Below are 16,890 nucleotides of genomic sequence, written 5' to 3'. Positions count from 1 at the left end.
CTAGCGCCCTTGTCCCTGCGCCAGCCAACTGGCGTAGGCTAGCAGCTCGGACACCGCCGGCTCACCCCTTCGACCGCTCAGATCGGTCAGAATTTCCGCCAATTCAATGCGCCGCGCCGCGGTTAACAGCGGCGCGCGTTCGGCAAATGCCAGCAGGGTTTGTTTCTCTTCACTGGTAAAGTGATTGGGCGGCTGGACGGGCGGTACAGACTGCATTTCATGACGCACGGAGGCCTTGTCCCTATAGACCACCAGGGTGCCCGCCGCCAGATCACCCAGACGCTGAAAGTTTCGGCTCAACAGCATCGAAATCAGTCCGGTGGCATATAAGAAAGGGAGAAAGTCGGCCGCCCGTAACAGATTCCTGATCAACGATGCAGACCAGGATACCGGTGTCCCATTGTCATGGATCACCTCAAGTCCCATAGCCTTTTTCCCCGGCGTGGCACCCTGTCGCAGTTCAAAGAACACCGGGTAAAACCATTCGATGACAAAGAACACCACCAGGCTGATACCAAACCCCAGGCCACCAAGAAACGAGAACGGGATGGCAATCGCCAGATAGAGTCCGGCGCGGATCAGCATATCAATGGCCCAGGCGCAGCTACGTACTACCGGTCCGGCAATGCGCAGACTCAGCGCAATCCCCTCCGGCGTCTCATAGCTGCGGCTGGTGTCGAGCATCAAACAGCGTTCATTGATAATAGATATCGCGATAGGCGGTGTACATGGAGGCGGTAATTACCGGCATCACCACCAGCAGACCCAGGCCCACCGGTATGGCGCCTATGAAGAACATCACCAGCGCCACAACACCATACAGCAGGAACGGCAGGATATTCTTCAGGCAGCCGGAAAAACTCATTTTCATGGCGGCGAGGGCCGACATCCCTTCCATCGCAATCAGCGCGGGCGCAAACCAGTAAGCCATCATCAGCGGGATGGAGAGGCCAAACGCCACCAGCATCACCAACACCACCGAACCAACCCCCATGGCAGACTGCAGCGCATCCGGATCGGAATTCTGCATGGCATCCATTCCCCCCAACATACCGATCATCACCCCGCCACCGACCATGGCCATTACAAAGGCAATGGCGATAAAGCCGACCAGATAGAGCAGACCGACCAGCACCAATTGACCGACGCTGGAGGAGAAACCGGCAAACAAGTGACTGATTTCAAAGTCACCTCCATGCTCCTGGGCGGCACACCCCAGCATCAGGCCGGCCAGGATCACCGGTGAAACCAGGGTAATCACCAGCGAACCGATAAACGGCACCAGACTGAGCACCACCGAGAGCACCACCCAGACCACCAGGGTGATAATCCACGCCAGCGGGTTCTGCTTGAAATGCCAGAAGCCCCGGCTGATCCACTGCCAGCCGTTGCCTATCGGCCGGGATATCGGGCCGGACAGCTCGCCTCGTTCCGCCTCACCCACCAGCTCGGCCCGGGGTGCGGCATAGGGGTCTTCCGCCTCACTCGCCGATTCTACAAAAGTGGTCTGTTCGGCCGCAGCCGCCTGTCTAGCGAGGTATTTGGGTATCACGATACCGCAACTGAGGCAGGTGTCGTTCTCCAGCTGTTCCGAGCCGCATTTGGGGCAGGTCGGGGTCGCCCGCTGGGAGCGTTCTTTCCCGGTATTCAACGAGGCCACGGTAGGGCTGTCCGCTTCCGCTTCTCCATCCTCCAATGGCACCAGTGAGAGTGCATCCGACTTGGCCGTCTGCTCCATCGGTTCCAGGCGCACGATCATGCCGACCGCCTCCAGCGCCTGCAGGTATTTTTCCGCCTTCTCTTTTTCCAGCGCCTTCTTCAGTATCACTTCACGGGCTGATGAAAGAACCTTCCTGGCCTTCTCCTCGGACACCTTGAAACGTTGGCAAAAATTCTCTATCGCGTCGCTTATTTCGGTGCCAAGCCGCAACTGGCCGGTATAGATCACTTGGTAGTGCTCAACCACAATCTTTTCTCCTTCCTGTTGTCGTTGTTATGTTGCGGGCCGCCCCAGACGACCGCTCACCATGCCCTATTCCTCGCCTCCGCAATCCGCTAGCCTTGCCACCGACAGAGCACTATCGATGGATTCTATGACATAGGAGTAAAAATCTAAATCCTGATTCCCATAAAAAAAGGGGTGCTTTTGGGCACCCCTTCGAAAAAACGACTGGAAGATCGCGGATCAGCTGATCTTCGGGTCCAGTTCGCCACTCTCGTACAGACCGAACATGGTTTCCAGGGATCGGGCACGAATCTTCGATGCGTGGCCGCTGCAACCAAACGCCTCATAGCGCGCCTTGCAGATCTCCTTCATGCCCTTGGTCGCCTCTTTGAGGAACTTGCGTGGATCGAAGTTGGAGGTATTTTCGTGCAGGTGGCGACGGATGGAGCCAGTCGATGCCATGCGCAGATCGGTATCGATATTGACCTTGCGCACTCCGTGCTTGATACCCTCGACGATCTCTTCAACGGGCACGCCATAGGTCTGGCCCATATCACCACCGAAGTTGTTGATAATGGCCAGCCACTCCTGCGGTACCGAGGAGGAACCGTGCATCACCAGGTGGGTGTTGGGGATGCGCTGATGGATCTCCTTGATCCGGTCGATGCGTAACACCTCGCCGGTCGGTTTCTTGGTGAACTTGTAGGCGCCGTGGGAGGTGCCGATGGCGATGGCCAGGGCATCCACCTGGGTCTGCTTGACAAAGTCGGCCGCCTGCTCGGGATCGGTCAGCAGCTGGTCCATATCCAGCTTGCCAACGGCGCCAATGCCGTCTTCCTCGCCCGCTTCGCCGGTCTCCAGGGAACCGAGACAACCCAGCTCGCCCTCCACCGACACGCCACCGGCATGGGCCATCTCCACCACCCGGCGGGTGACATCCACATTGTACTCATAGGAGGATGGGGTCTTGCCATCGGTCATCAGCGAGCCGTCCATCATCACCGACGAGAAGCCGGACTGAATGGAGCGCAGGCAGACGGCCGGGGAGGTGCCGTGATCCTGGTGCATGACGATGGGGATATGCGGATAGGCTTCCAGGGCCGCCAGGATCAGGTGCCGCAGGAAGGTCTCACCGGCATAGGCACGCGCACCCGCGGAGCCCTGCATGATGACCGGACTGTCGGTCTCGTGCGCAGCCTGCATGATGGCATGCACCTGCTCCATATTGTTGACGTTGAACGCGGGCATACCGAACTGATGGTCGGCGGCATAATCCAGCAGCTGTCGCATGGAAATAAGAGGCATGATGTTCTCCTTCTCTAGATAATTTTTTGTTTAATCCGCCGGACGAAATCCCGTCCGTCTAGTAAATCAAGCGCGTAGGGTGGGCACAGAAGAGGCACCCCCCTTACCCTCTGTTATTCGTAAAACAAACCAATCCGGCTCAACAGTGCTCCCCGACGCGTAAAATCTTCATCACGTTGGTGCCCCCCATGACCCCGTTGGTATCACCTTTGGTGATAATCAGGAGATCGCCGTTGCGCACGGCACCCCGCTGCAGCATCTCGTCCACGATTGCCTTGTTGATATCCTGGGCGCTATCGTTGGAGACATCAAAGCTGACCGGATAGACGCCCCTAAACAGGGTCACCTTGCGCCGGGTTGCCACGTGTGAGGTCAGGGCGTAGATCGGGATGCCGGAGCTGATGCGTGACATCCACATCGGCGTATAGCCGGTCTCGGTCCAGGCCGCGATAGCCGCCACATCCAGATGATTGGCGGTATACATGGCGGCCATGGCGATTGCCTCATCGATACGGCCGAACACGCTGTTCAGACGATGATGGGATTTACGCACCTTGCGCTGCTTCTCCGCCTCACGGCAGATCTTGCCCATCGCCTCCACTGTCTGCACCGGGTAACGGCCGGCGGCCGTCTCCGCCGAGAGCATCACCGCGTCGGTACCGTCCAGGACCGCGTTAGCCACGTCAAACACCTCGGCCCGGGTCGGGATCGGATGTTCAATCATCGATTCCATCATTTGAGTGGCGGTGATCGCCACCTTGTTGCGCGAACGAGCCAGGCGGATCAGTCGCTTCTGCACCGCCGGAAGCTCCGCATCGCCAATCTCGACGCCCAGGTCGCCCCGGGCGATCATGATCGCCTCGGATGCGGCGATGATCTCCTCGATCACCTCCAGCGCCTCGGCCCGCTCCACCTTGGAGACAATGCCGCCACTTCCGCCCGCCTCGCGCAGCAGCGCCCGGGCCTGATCCACATCCTCGGCACTGCGCACGAAAGAGACAGCCAGATAGTCGGCCTCGATACTGGCGGCAAACCGGATATCCAGCTTGTCTTTGTCGGTCAGCGCCGGAGCCGAGAGACCGCCGCCCTGCTTGTTGATCCCCTTGCTGTTGGAGAGCTCGCCACCGGTCTCCACCTTGCAGTGAATCTCGGTCTCATTCACCTCGTTAACCCAGAGCACGATGGCCCCGTCGGCCAATACCAGGGTGTCACCCCGTTTCACATCCTTGATCAGTTCGGGAAATGTCAGACCGACCCGCTGCTTGTCGCCCTCTTTGGGGCCACACCGGGTATCCAGGATGAATGGATCACCCTGCTCCAGAAAGACCTTACCCTCACGAAATCCTGTGATGCGGATCTTGGGACCCTGCAGATCCACCAGTAAACCCACCTGACGGCCGCTGGCGCGCGCCCGGTCACGGACTATCTCGGCACGCTGCCGGTGCTCCTCATGGGTACCATGGGAGAGATTCAGCCGGACCACGTCCACCCCGGCACTAATCAGTTGATCCATTACCTTGGGGTCATCGGTAGCCGGACCCAGGGTAGCCAATATTTTGGTTCTTCTTAACATAGTTTCTCCGGAATCACCGTCCGATCCTCACAGACGGTGATTCCTCAGGTTGTCAGCCAGCCGCGCGTGACTCGAGCATCTCGACAGCCGGCAGTTTTTTGCCTTCCAGAAACTCCAGGAAGGCGCCACCGCCGGTTGATATATAAGAGACGCGATCGGCAATGGCATATTTATCCACAGCAGCCAGGGTATCGCCGCCGCCTGCAATCGAAAACGCCGAAGAGTCGGCAATTGCCATACCCAGGGTCTGGGTACCGGCACCAAACTGATCGAATTCAAACACACCCACCGGCCCGTTCCAGACAATGGTGCCGGCGGATTTCATCATCCCGGCAAAGCGGGCCGCTGTCTCCGGCCCGATGTCAAAAATCATATCGTCGTCCGCCACATCCTCGACCCGCTTGACGGTCGCCTCGGCCGATTCGGAGAACTCTTTGCCACAGACCACATCGGTAGGCACCGGAATCTCGCCACCCTTGGCCTTGGCTGCCGCCATCAGGCGCTTGGCCTCCGGAATCAGGTCGGCCTCATAGAGCGACTTGCCCACGTTGTAACCGGCCGCCGCAATAAAGGTGTTGGCGATACCGCCACCGGGAATCAGCTGATCGACGATCTTGGACAGGGCGTCCAGCACCGTCAGCTTGGTAGACACCTTGGAGCCGCCGACGATGGCCGCCATGGGACGGGCCGGGTTGTCCAGCGCCCGCCCCAGGGCATCCAGCTCGCCCGCCAGCAGCGGACCGGCACAGGCGGTCGGCGCGAAACTGCCGGCGCCATGGGTTGAGGCCTGGGCACGATGCGCCGTACCGAAGGCATCCATTACATAGATGTCACACAGGGCGGCATAGCGGCGCGACAGGGTCTCGTCGTTTTTCTTCTCGCCCACATTGAAACGGACATTCTCCAGCAGGACCACATCGCCGTTATTCATCTGTGGAGGAGTCTCCAGATAATCACTGACCAGCCGCACATCCTTGCCCAGGGCTTCACTCAGGTAACCGGCTACCGGTTGCAACGAAAATTCCTCGGCATACTCACCCTCGGTGGGTCGGCCCAGGTGGGACATCAGCATCACCTGCGCCCCCGCCCTGACGCAATGTTCGATGGTCGGCAGGGAGGCGCGAATGCGCTTATCCGAGGCCACCTTGCCCGCCTTGATAGGCACATTCAGATCCTGGCGGATCAGCACCCGTTTTCCGGCAAGGTCAAGGTCGGTCATTTTGATTACGGACATGGAAAAGATCTCCTGAGAACGCGTGTTTATTATTTAAGAGGGATTAGGTGAAACCAGCATTTCAACTAATGCCTCTGGTCGTAACCGACGGCCCCGGTACGATCGGTTCGTACCGGGGCGCCGTCTGCCGGCGGTTCAGGGGCATTCCCCCGCCCCGCCAAGTCACGCGACTATTTCTGCATGACGCGGACCATCTCCAGCACCTTGCTGGAGTAGCCCCACTCATTGTCATACCAGGAGACGACCTTGACGAAGGTCTTGTCCAGGGCGATACCGGCTTCCTCATCAAAGGTGGAGGTACAGGACTCGCCGCGGAAATCGGTGGAGACCACCTTCTCGTTGGTGTAGCCAAGAACGCCCTTCATCTTGCCCTCGGAGGCGTCCTTCATGGCGCTACAGATCTCCTCGTAAGAGGCTTCACTGTTCAGCTCGACGGTGAGGTCAACCACCGACACGTCCGAGGTCGGCACGCGGAACGCCATGCCGGTCAGCAGGCCGTTCAGTTCCGGTATCACCTTGCCAACCGCCTTGGCGGCACCGGTGGAAGAGGGGATCATGTTCTCCAGGATGCCACGTCCACCGCGCCAGTCCTTCATCGACGGACCGTCCACGGTCTTCTGGGTAGCGGTCGCCGCGTGCACGGTGGTCATCAGGCCACGCTTGATACCGAAGCTGTCATTCAGCACCTTGGCAATCGGCGCCAGACAGTTGGTGGTACAGGAGGCATTGGAAATGATGGTCTCACCGGCGTATTTCTCGTGGTTTACGCCGTACACGAACATCGGTGTGTCGTCCTTGCTGGGCGCGCTCTGGATCACCTTCTTGGCGCCGGCTGCAAGGTGCTTCTCGCAGGTCTCCTTGGTCAGGAACAGGCCGGTGGATTCCACCACCACCTCGGCACCCACTTCGTCCCACTTCAGGTTGGCGGGGTCACGCTCGGCGGTCAGGCGGATGCGGTTGCCGTTGACGATCAGGGTGTTGCCGTCGACGGCGATCTCACCCTTGAAGCGGCCATGCACTGAATCGTATTTCAGCATATACGCCAGGTACTCGGGATCCAGCAGATCATTGATACCAACGACCTCGATATCGTCAAAATTCTGTACGGCGGCCCGGAACACCATGCGACCGATTCGACCAAAACCGTTAATGCCTACTTTGATAGTCATTAGAAAAACCTCCAGATAAGTTGTTATTTACTGCAATCGGATCTTCAGGCCGGGGACGCCCGAGGCGCCCCGGCACTATTTCAGTTAAAGTGTCTCTTCCACTGCCTTGACGACATTTTCAACGGTAAAGCCGAACTCCTTGAACAGTTGATCAGCCGGCGCAGACTCGCCAAAGTGGTTAATACCCACCACCTTGCGTGCATATTTGTACCAACCGTCTGTTACACCCGCCTCGACCGCAACGCGGGCAGTCACCGACGCCGGCAAGACCGACTCCCGGTAGGCCTCATCCTGGGCTTCAAAGGCATCCACCGACGGCATCGAAACCACCCGCACCCGGGTGCCCTTGCCGGCCAGTTCCGCCGCCGCATCCACCGCCAACCCAACCTCGGAACCGGTGGCGATAAGGATGGCATCCGGTGTGCCGTCACAATCCCGCAGCACGTAGCCGCCCTTGGTGATATCAGCGATCTGATGCTCATTGCGCTGCATGAACGGCAGTCCCTGGCGGGAGAAAATCAGGCAGGACGGTCCGCCACTTCTCTCGATTGCGGCCTTCCAGGCCACGGCGGTCTCCACGCTGTCACAGGGACGCCACACCGACATGTTGGGGATCATGCGCAGGGTGGCAATTTGCTCGATCGGTTGATGGGTTGGACCGTCCTCACCCAAACCAATGGAATCATGAGTATAGACAAACAGCGAACGCTGTTTCATCAGCGCCGCCATGCGCAGGGCATTGCGGGCATATTCGGAAAACATCAGGAAGGTGGCGCCAAACGGGATCAGACCGCCATGCAGGGCCACACCGTTCATGATGGCCGACATACCGAATTCCCGCACCCCGTAGTTGATGTAGTTGGAGTCGGGCGACTCTGCCCGCATCGGCTTGTAGCCGGACCATTCCGTCAGGTTGGAACAGCCCAGGTCTGCGGAACCGCCAAACAGCTCCGGCAACAGGGCGGCATAACCCTCGATGGCAGCCAGCGAGGCCTGACGGGTCGCCGGACTCTTCGCCTCGGCATTCATCTTGGCGACAAATTCAGCGGATTTGGCCGCCCAGTCTTCCGGCAGATCACCTGCCATGCGCCGCTTGAACTCAGCGGCCAGTTCCGGGTGGGCTTCCTGGTAGGCGGCAAATTTGCTGTTCCAGGCCGCCTCGGCGGCAGCGCCCTTCTCCCGCGCATCCCAGCCGGCATAGATATCCTCCGGGACCTCGAAAGGCCCATGATCCCACCCCAGCGCAGCCTTGGTGAGATTGATTTCCTCGTCACCCAGCGGCGCCCCGTGACAGGCGTGACTGCCGGCCTTGTTGGGGGAACCAAAACCGATGGTGGTCTTACAGCAGATCAGAGTCGGCTTGTCGGTCATCGCCCTGGCGAACTCCAGCGCCTTGTTGATCGCCTCGGGGTCGTGTCCGTCCACATCAGGGATCACATGCCAGCCGTAGGCCTCGAAGCGCTTCGGAGTGTCGTCCTGGAACCAACCCTCAACATGACCATCAATGGAGATGCCGTTGTCATCCCAAACGGCAATCAGGTTGCCCAGCCCGAGGGTACCGGCCAGCGAGCAGGCCTCGTGGGAGATGCCCTCCATCAGACAGCCATCGCCGAGGAATACGTAAGTGTTGTGGTTGACAATAGTGTGGCCGTCGCGATTGAACTCGGCCGCCAGCGAACGCTCCGCGATGGCCATGCCGACGGCATTGGTGATGCCCTGGCCGAGTGGGCCGGTGGTGGTTTCCACTCCCGGCGCATAACCGTACTCCGGATGCCCCGGAGTCTTGGAATGGAGTTGGCGGAACTGTTTCAGGTCCTCAATGCTCAGGTCATAACCGGTCAGATGCAGCAACGAGTAGATCAGCATCGAACCGTGCCCATTGGAGAGGACAAAGCGGTCCCGGTCAGGCCACTTGGGATTCGCCGGATTATGCTTCATGTAGTCGTTCCAGAGGACCTCGGCGATATCGGCCATACCCATGGGCGCACCGGGATGGCCCGACTTGGCCTTCTGGACCGCATCCATGCTGAGGGCACGGACGGCGTTTGCAAGATTTCTGCGTGAGGACATATGTCTCTCCTGTCTTTAGGATGGTTTAATAATTCTGTATTCCGCCCGGCCGGGATTACCCTGTACCGGCGGCAGGAGTCGCCTGCACGGCAGGCGACTCCCATTAATTCATTGGCTGTAGCGATCCGGTCATATTTCCGACCCGAACCTGTCGCGTGGAGAGACCCCACCCGGGCGACACCACACCCGAAAACCGGCCCGGGGTGTCATTCTTGCGCCATCATCTTCGCAGGGCAAGCCAGATCCGCTTATGGGGGTAAAAACAGCATCCCACAACCGATATAAAGCATTGATTTCAATGCATATACACTGTTTGCAACATGAATAAACGGTATGCGCGCCGGTTATGCGTCACGCCATTTTATCGAACAACCGATACTGGGGATTTGATCCTCCGGCCCCTTTCCTGTCATGGCAACCTGCCGCATCGCCTCAAACAGTTCACGCCGCGCATCGTCAGGCGCAGCCGCCTTGCCACTGGCATCCAGTCGCCCGCGGTACTGCAACTGCAGGTCGGCGTTGTAACCGAAAAAATCCGGCGTGCAGACTGCGCCATACTGCCTGGCCACCGCCTGGCTCTCATCCAGCAGATAGGGAAAAGGAAAGCGATATTGCCGGGAGACCCGAATCATATTCTCGAACGAGTCCTCTTCGTAGAGCGCGGGATCATTCGACATAATCGCTACCGCGTTGACCCCCAGGCTTGTAAGCTCCGCGGTATCTCGTACGATCCGTTCCCGCACCGCCTGAACATAGGGACAATGGTTACAGATAAACATTACCAGCAGCCCTTTCTCGCCACGGCAGTCCGCCAGAGTCCAGCGTTTCCCGTCCACACCCGGAAGATCGAAATCGATCGCCGGCTGGCCAAAGTCACATACCGGAGTTTGCAGAGAGACCATGTCGCACCCTCCCGATCTTATTAGGCGCAAAAACAACGGAACATAATCCTACCTTAAAAGAATGGCAAGATTGATATAAAATTCTTATGGAAGCTATTACTGTGGATTAATTGACATTGATAGAGGCTGAGGCTAACTTAGGGCAGCGCCAATTTGACTCAGATTGCGGGCGCTCTATAAATACAGCTAAAGCGAGGGAACAGTTAAAGATCACTGTGAACCCGTCTTTAGCAATCGCTAGACGGGTTTTCTATTTTCTGGAAGAAATAAATTATGAGTGACTACATCTTTACTTCTGAATCGGTCTCCGAAGGCCATCCCGACAAGGTTGCAGACCAGATCTCCGATGCGGTGCTGGATGCCATCCTTGCCCAGGACCCCAACCCGGAACATGCCCGGGTGGCCTGTGAGACCATGGTGAAGACCGGTGTGGTCATTGTCGCCGGCGAAATCACCACCGACGCCTGGGTCGACCTCGACGACCTGGTGCGCAAGGTGATCTGTGACATCGGCTACACCAGCTCGGACGTGGGCTTTGACGGCAGCACCTGCGCCGTCATGTCGTTGATCGGCAAGCAGTCCGGCGATATCGCCATGGGCGTGGATCGCAAGGCGCCGGAAGAACAGGGCGCCGGTGACCAGGGACTGATGTTCGGTTATGCCACTAACGAGACCGATGTGCTGATGCCCGCCCCCATCACCTATGCCCACCGCCTGGTGGAGCGTCAATCGGAGATGCGTAAAAAACGGGTACTGCCCTGGCTCCGTCCCGATGCCAAGAGCCAGGTAACCCTGCGCTATGAGAATGGCGTGGTGACCGGCATCGATGCTGTAGTGCTCTCCACCCAGCATGACCCCGAAATCAAGCAGAGTGATCTGTACGAAGCCGTGATGGAGAACATCCTGCAGCCGGTGCTGCCGAAGGCCTGGCTGGACAAATGCCCGCAGAACAAGATTCATATCAACCCCACCGGCTCCTTCGTGATCGGCGGTCCGGTGGGCGACTGCGGCCTGACCGGGCGCAAGATTATCGTCGACACTTACGGCGGCATGGCTCGTCACGGCGGTGGCGCCTTCTCCGGCAAGGACCCCTCCAAGGTGGATCGTTCAGCCGCCTATGCCGGGCGCTATGTAGCCAAGAATATCGTCGCCGCCGGACTGGCGGATCGGTGTGAGATTCAGGTCTCCTATGCCATCGGTGTGGCCGAGCCCACCTCCATATCCATAGAGACCTTCGGCACCGCCAAGATCGACGAGGCGAGGATTGCCCAGCTGGTGCGTGAACACTTCGACCTGCGTCCCTATGGTATTCTGCAGATGCTGGATCTGGTGAAACCGATCTATCAGAAGACCGCCGCCTACGGACATTTTGGTCGTGAAGAGCCGGAGTTCACCTGGGAACGCACCGACATGGCCGAGGCGCTGCGGGCAGAGGCCGGACTTTAGGACAAATTGACAGAATGGCCAACAGATTGATCCTGTCGTAGGAGCGACTTTAGTCGCGAAACATTGGATATCGCGGCTGAAGCCGCTCCTACAAATCAAATCAGGCCGCAATACCCTCCTCCTGAGAAGCGCTGCAACAGGGTCACCTGCCAGGCTCGGGAGGGGGAGCACGAGTAATGAACGGCGCTTAGTACTCTAACCAAGGAGACTAATCATGAACGCCGTAGTAGAAAACAGCTTTACCGATTACAAAATCGCCGACCTCTCCCTGGCCGAATGGGGCCACAAGGAGATCGCCATCGCCAACACCGAGATGCCGGGCCTGATGGCGCTGCAGGAGAAATACGGGGAGAGCAAGCCCCTTAAAGGCGCGCGCATCGCCGGCAGCCTGCACATGACCATCCAGACTGCCGTGCTGATCGAAACCCTGGTGAAACTGGGCGCCGAAGTGCGCTGGGCCTCCTGCAATATCTTCTCCACGCAGGACCACGCCGCGGCGGCCATCGCCGACCAGGGCATTCCGGTCTTCGCCTTCAAGGGTGAGAGCCTGGAGGATTACTGGGCCTATACCCACAAGATCATGGAGTGGCATGACGGCGGCACCCCGAACATGATCCTGGATGACGGCGGCGACGCCACCGGCCTGCTGATCCTCGGCAGCAAGGCGGAAAAAGATATCAGCGTGCTGGACAACCCGGGCAGCGAGGAGGAGAAGGTGATGTATGCCGCCATCCGCGCTCGCCTGGCGGAGCAACCCAACTGGTATTCCAGCAACCTGAAGAACATCAAGGGCGTTACCGAAGAGACCACCACCGGTGTGCACCGGCTCTACCAGATGCAGGAGCGTGGCGATCTCCCCTTCCCGGCTATCAATGTCAACGACTCGGTGACCAAGTCAAAGTTTGACAACCTCTACGGCTGCCGCGAATCCCTGGTGGACGGCATCAAGCGCGCCACGGACGTAATGATCGCCGGCAAGATCGCCCTGGTGCTCGGCTATGGCGATGTCGGCAAGGGTTGCGCCCAGTCCCTGAAGGGACTTGGAGCCACCGTCTGGGTCAGCGAGATCGATCCGATCTGCGCCCTGCAGGCGGCGATGGAAGGCTATCGGGTGGTGAACATGGACGAGGCTTGTGCCGAGGCCAATATTTTTGTCACCACCACCGGCAACTATCACGTGATTCAACATGATCACATGGCGAGGATGCGGGACCAGTCCATCGTCTGCAACATCGGCCACTTCGACAACGAGATCGACGTGGCCAGCCTGGAGCAGTACGAGTGGGAAAACATCAAGCCCCAGGTGGATCACATCATCTTCCCGGACGGCAAGCGCATCATCCTGCTGGCCGAGGGCCGGCTGGTCAATCTGGGTTGTGCCACCGGTCACCCGAGCTTTGTCATGTCCAACAGCTTCACCAACCAGACCCTGGCACAGATGGAGATCTGGAATAACACCGGCGGATACGAAAACAAGGTCTATACCCTGCCGAAAAAGCTGGATGAAGAGGTCGCCCGTCTCCACCTGGAGAAGATCGGCGTCAAGCTGACTACCCTGACCCAGCAGCAGGCGGACTATATCGGCGTACCGGTGGAAGGGCCCTACAAGCCCGAGCACTACCGCTACTGATCGGCAACCGGCCCGGCCCCGCTGTTTCAGCGGGGCCGTCCAGACTAACTCAGGGCAGTCCCATTTTCGAACGCTACGCTTCGAGGTGGTCAGCCGATTTTTATAGATCCATAGAAACCGATGCATTCACAACAGACCGATCAGAAACTGTTCAGCTTTGAGCTCTTCCCACCCAAGACCGAGGAGGGCATGGAGAAGCTGAAGACCCAGGTCAAAAAACTGGCCCGGATCAATCCGCTCTATGTCTCCGTTACGTTCGGGGCCGGCGGATCCACCCAGCACCGCACCTTCCAGAGTGTCGAGTGGCTGGTGTCCGAGGGGATCGAGGCGGCGCCTCACATCTCCTGCATCAGCAGCAGTGCGGCAGAGATTGTGGAGATGCTGAACCGCTATAAAGACCAGGGCATCCGCCGGCTGGTCACCCTGCGTGGTGACCTGCCATCAGGCACCGGATTGAGCGGGCGGGGCGAACTCAACTATGCCAATGAACTGGTGGCACTGATTCGCCGCGAGTTCGGGGACTATTTCCACATTGAAGTGGCCGCCTATCCCGAGTTCCACCCCCAGGCGGCCAACGCCCGGGCAGACCTGAACAACTTCAGGCGCAAGGTGGATGCCGGGGCGAATGCCGCCATCACCCAGTATTTCTACAATGCCGACGCCTATTTCCGCTTTGTAGACAGTTGCGAAAAAATGGCTATCGGGATTCCCATTGTGCCGGGCATTATGCCGATCACCAACTTCAGCAGCCTGAGCCGCTTCTCCGACGCCTGTGGGGCGGAAATTCCGCGCTGGATTCGTAAACGCCTGGAGGCTTATGCCGATGACGTGGAGAGCATCCGCGCCTTTGGCGTGGATGTGGTCAGTGAGCTGTGCCGACGCCTGCTCGATCACGGCGCGCCCGGCCTGCACTTCTACACCATGAACCAGTCGGCGGCGACTTTGAAGATCTGGGATAACCTCGGCCTGACCGAGTGAGCATTGCCATGGAACGGTACCGGGATCGGAGACAAACCAAACCGCCTTTACCGCTGTTTTCCCGGGTATTACCCGGTTTGACACCAACCCCTTGGTGTTTCAGGGATAACTGGTGAAACTGCACCCGCTGCTGATAGTTCTGCTGTTGACCACCCTGGCGGGATTCGCCTCGGGACTGCTGCTGCCGTACATGCTGCCGCTGCGCCCGTCCGCACCGCTGCACCTGATATTCGCCCTGGGTATCATGCCGCTGATCATGGGTGCCATGACCTATTTCGTGCCGGTACTGACCCGTACCCGCACGGCGGAGCCCCTGTCACTGGTTCCGGCCCTGCTGGCACTCGGCGCGGGCATAGTGCTCAGTTTCAGCCTGTTTTTCTCTTTCGCCCTCTATCCATTTGGCGCCGTGGCCGGACTGATTGCCGCACTCTGGCTGAGCATCTGGATGCAACGGCGCAAACGGCAGACCCTGGGGCGCCCCCACCCCGGACTGCTCTGGTATCAACTGGCCCTGCTGGCGCTGATACTTGGTCTGCTCTCCATTCTGGCCGGTTATCTGCTGCCGGATCAGTGGACCCAGTTGCGGCGACTGCACCTGCACCTGAATCTCCTGGGATTTGTCGGCTTGACTGCCCTGGGCACCCTGCGGGTGCTGCTCCCCACCACTGGCGGCTATGCCGATCCCGAGGCAGGCCCTTGGCTGATGCGTCAATGGCCCTGGATCACAGCCGGCGCCGGATTGATTGCTGCGGGTGCCGCCTGGTCTCCCGCCCTTTCACTGCTTGGCCTGCTGCTATGGCTGCCCCCGCTCGGTCAACTGCTGAGATCACTGCTGATCACCCATCGACGGGCAGTGTGGCAGGCACATGGCGCCAGCACCTCACTGGCAACAGCGGTATCCGGCCTGCTGATCCTGCTACTGAGCGGCACGGCCCACGCCTTTGGCTTGCTCAACGCATCAAACACTACCCAGGCATTCATTCCGCTGTTTCTGTTACCGCTGGTGACCGGTGCAGCTACCCATCTGCTGCCCCTCTGGATCACATCGGCAGGTGACAACAGCCGGGAGCAGGCCTTGCGTAAACGATTGGGACGCCACAGCGCCGTGCGCGCCACGTTGTTTCTCCTGGGGGGCGCGCTCATACTGGCCGATCAAAACTGGGGTTTGGTACCGATTCTGCTCGCGCTTCTGCACTTCCTCAGCGCCGTGCTTTTCTCCCTTCGCTCGAAATCATGAGCGCAACTGTTATCATCCTCCCTGAGATGCAGATCAGGTATTAACCGTATGAGTAACAATCAGCAAATCGCCCGGCGCGACCTCTCGGTGCTTTGGCACCCCTGTACCCAGATGAAAGATCATGAGTGGCTACCGATGATCCCCATCAAAAGAGGCGAAGGGGTCTGGCTGGAGGACTTCGACGGCAACCGCTATATCGACGCAGTCAGCTCCTGGTGGGTCAACCTGTTCGGCCACGCCAATCCGCGGATCAACGCCGCCCTCAAGGCCCAGGTGGATCAGCTGGAACATGTCATGCTGGCCGGTTTTTCCCACGAGCCGGCGATACAACTGGCGGAAAAACTGGTTGCACTTACCCCGCCAGGACTGGATCGCTGTTTCTACGTGGACAACGGCTCCTCCGCCATCGAGGCCGCACTGAAGATGAGTTATCACAGCTGGCGCAACCAGGGCCACAAAGGCAAGCACCGTTTTGTCACCCTCTCCAACAGCTATCATGGCGAGACCCTGGGCGCCCTGGCGGTGGGCGACGTATCTCTCTACAAAGAGACCTACGAGCCGTTGCTGATGGAGGTCTTTACCGCCCCCTCACCGGACTGCTTTAACCGGGAGCCGGGAGAGTCCTGGGAGGCCTACTCGATTCGGCGATTTGCCGAGATGGAAACGCTACTGGCCGAGCACAGCCGTGAGATCAGCGCGGTGATTGTCGAGCCGCTGGTACAGTGCGCCGGCGGCATGCGCATGTACCACCCGATCTATTTGAAGCTGCTGCGTGAGGCATGCGACCGCCACCAGGTGCACCTGATCGCCGATGAGATCGCCGTCGGCTTCGGCCGCACCGGCACCCTGTTCGCCTGTGAGCAGGCGGACATCACCCCGGACTTTCTCTGCCTCTCCAAGGGGCTGACTGCCGGCTACCTTCCCCTCTCCCTGGTACTCACCAGCGAGCAGACCTACCAGACCTTCTACGATAATTATGAAAATCTGACCGCCTTTCTGCACTCCCACAGTTACACCGGCAACCCGCTGGGTTGCGCCGTCGCGCTGGCCAGTCTGGAAATTTTCGAACAGGACAGCGTGATCGAAAACAACCAGAAACTGGCCCAGGTGATGACAGAGGCGACGGCGCACCTGAATGACCATCCCCAAGTGGCCGAGGTGCGCCAGCACGGCATGATCCTCGCCATCGAGATGGTCAAGGACAAAGCCAGCCGTACCCCCTACCCCTGGCAGGAGCGACGCGGCCTGCGGGTTTACCAGCATGCACTGAGCCGTGGCGCACTACTGCGCCCGCTGGGCAATGTCACTTACTTCATGCCGCCCTATGTGATCACGCCGGAGCAGATCCGGGAACTGGCAACCATTGCCACCGAAGGCATCGATCTGGCGACCCGGGACTGA

At 59.2% G+C, this 16,890-nt stretch carries 13 protein-coding genes and 1 riboswitch; of the genes, 5 read left to right on the top strand and 8 right to left on the bottom strand.

Going from position 1 to position 16,890, the window contains the following annotated elements:
- From ACHZBF_RS01325 to ACHZBF_RS01290, 8 genes are all read right to left on the bottom strand, one after another.
- On the bottom strand, positions 1 to 684 hold the full coding sequence (locus ACHZBF_RS01325; protein WP_051302157.1) for an RDD family protein: 684 nt from the start codon (positions 682 to 684) through the stop codon (positions 1 to 3).
- Between the two features lie 10 nt (positions 685 to 694).
- The gene (locus ACHZBF_RS01320; protein WP_051302158.1) at positions 695 to 1,966 is read right to left on the bottom strand and encodes a BPSS1780 family membrane protein; all 1,272 of its coding nucleotides are present in this window, start codon (positions 1,964 to 1,966) and stop codon (positions 695 to 697) included.
- 219 nt (positions 1,967 to 2,185) lie between these two features.
- On the bottom strand, positions 2,186 to 3,250 hold the full coding sequence (gene fba, locus ACHZBF_RS01315; RefSeq protein WP_029133353.1) for a class II fructose-bisphosphate aldolase: 1,065 nt from the start codon (positions 3,248 to 3,250) through the stop codon (positions 2,186 to 2,188).
- 139 nt (positions 3,251 to 3,389) lie between these two features.
- Positions 3,390 to 4,823, bottom strand: coding sequence for a pyruvate kinase (gene pyk / locus ACHZBF_RS01310; protein WP_029133354.1), 1,434 nt, complete (start codon positions 4,821 to 4,823; stop codon positions 3,390 to 3,392).
- A gap of 52 nt (positions 4,824 to 4,875) precedes the next feature.
- On the bottom strand, positions 4,876 to 6,057 hold the full coding sequence (locus ACHZBF_RS01305; protein WP_029133355.1) for a phosphoglycerate kinase: 1,182 nt from the start codon (positions 6,055 to 6,057) through the stop codon (positions 4,876 to 4,878).
- A gap of 170 nt (positions 6,058 to 6,227) precedes the next feature.
- A complete protein-coding gene (gap, locus tag ACHZBF_RS01300; protein ID WP_029133356.1) occupies positions 6,228 to 7,226 on the bottom strand; it encodes a type I glyceraldehyde-3-phosphate dehydrogenase in 999 nt (332 codons plus the stop codon).
- A gap of 84 nt (positions 7,227 to 7,310) precedes the next feature.
- Positions 7,311 to 9,296 carry a transketolase gene (gene tkt, locus ACHZBF_RS01295; RefSeq protein ID WP_321527450.1) on the bottom strand — a complete coding sequence of 662 codons (1,986 nt, stop codon included), beginning with the start codon at positions 9,294 to 9,296 and terminating at the stop codon, positions 7,311 to 7,313.
- Between the two features lie 344 nt (positions 9,297 to 9,640).
- Entirely contained in the window at positions 9,641 to 10,198 is a 558-nt protein-coding gene (locus ACHZBF_RS01290) for a thioredoxin family protein (protein WP_029133358.1), read from the bottom strand.
- Between the two features lie 273 nt (positions 10,199 to 10,471).
- Here ACHZBF_RS01290 and metK point away from each other — a divergent pair, with 273 nt between their 5' ends.
- From metK to ACHZBF_RS01265, 5 genes are all read left to right on the top strand, one after another.
- Positions 10,472 to 11,644 (top strand): methionine adenosyltransferase, encoded by a 1,173-nt coding sequence (gene metK, locus ACHZBF_RS01285; RefSeq protein WP_037375137.1) that lies wholly within the window; start codon positions 10,472 to 10,474, stop codon positions 11,642 to 11,644.
- A gap of 117 nt (positions 11,645 to 11,761) precedes the next feature.
- Positions 11,762 to 11,840: riboswitch (S-adenosyl-L-homocysteine riboswitch) on the top strand.
- An 18-nt stretch (positions 11,841 to 11,858) separates the two neighbouring features.
- Complete coding sequence (gene ahcY, locus ACHZBF_RS01280) at positions 11,859 to 13,274, top strand: adenosylhomocysteinase (RefSeq protein WP_321527449.1); 1,416 nt, start codon at positions 11,859 to 11,861, stop codon at positions 13,272 to 13,274.
- Between the two features lie 120 nt (positions 13,275 to 13,394).
- Positions 13,395 to 14,252 carry a methylenetetrahydrofolate reductase [NAD(P)H] gene (gene metF / locus ACHZBF_RS01275; RefSeq protein WP_321527448.1) on the top strand — a complete coding sequence of 286 codons (858 nt, stop codon included), beginning with the start codon at positions 13,395 to 13,397 and terminating at the stop codon, positions 14,250 to 14,252.
- Positions 14,253 to 14,364: 112 nt separating this feature from the next.
- Positions 14,365 to 15,489 (top strand): hypothetical protein, encoded by a 1,125-nt coding sequence (locus ACHZBF_RS01270; protein ID WP_321527447.1) that lies wholly within the window; start codon positions 14,365 to 14,367, stop codon positions 15,487 to 15,489.
- A 48-nt stretch (positions 15,490 to 15,537) separates the two neighbouring features.
- Positions 15,538 to 16,890: an adenosylmethionine--8-amino-7-oxononanoate transaminase gene (locus tag ACHZBF_RS01265; RefSeq protein ID WP_321527446.1), complete on the top strand. Its 1,353-nt coding sequence runs from the start codon at positions 15,538 to 15,540 to the stop codon at positions 16,888 to 16,890.

This window comes from Sedimenticola selenatireducens (assembly GCF_963675335.2).
Taxonomy (GTDB): Bacteria; Pseudomonadota; Gammaproteobacteria; order Chromatiales; family Chromatiaceae; genus Sedimenticola; species Sedimenticola selenatireducens.
Note: the sequence above shows the minus strand (reverse complement) of the source record. Positions and strands in the feature narration are given on the sequence as shown.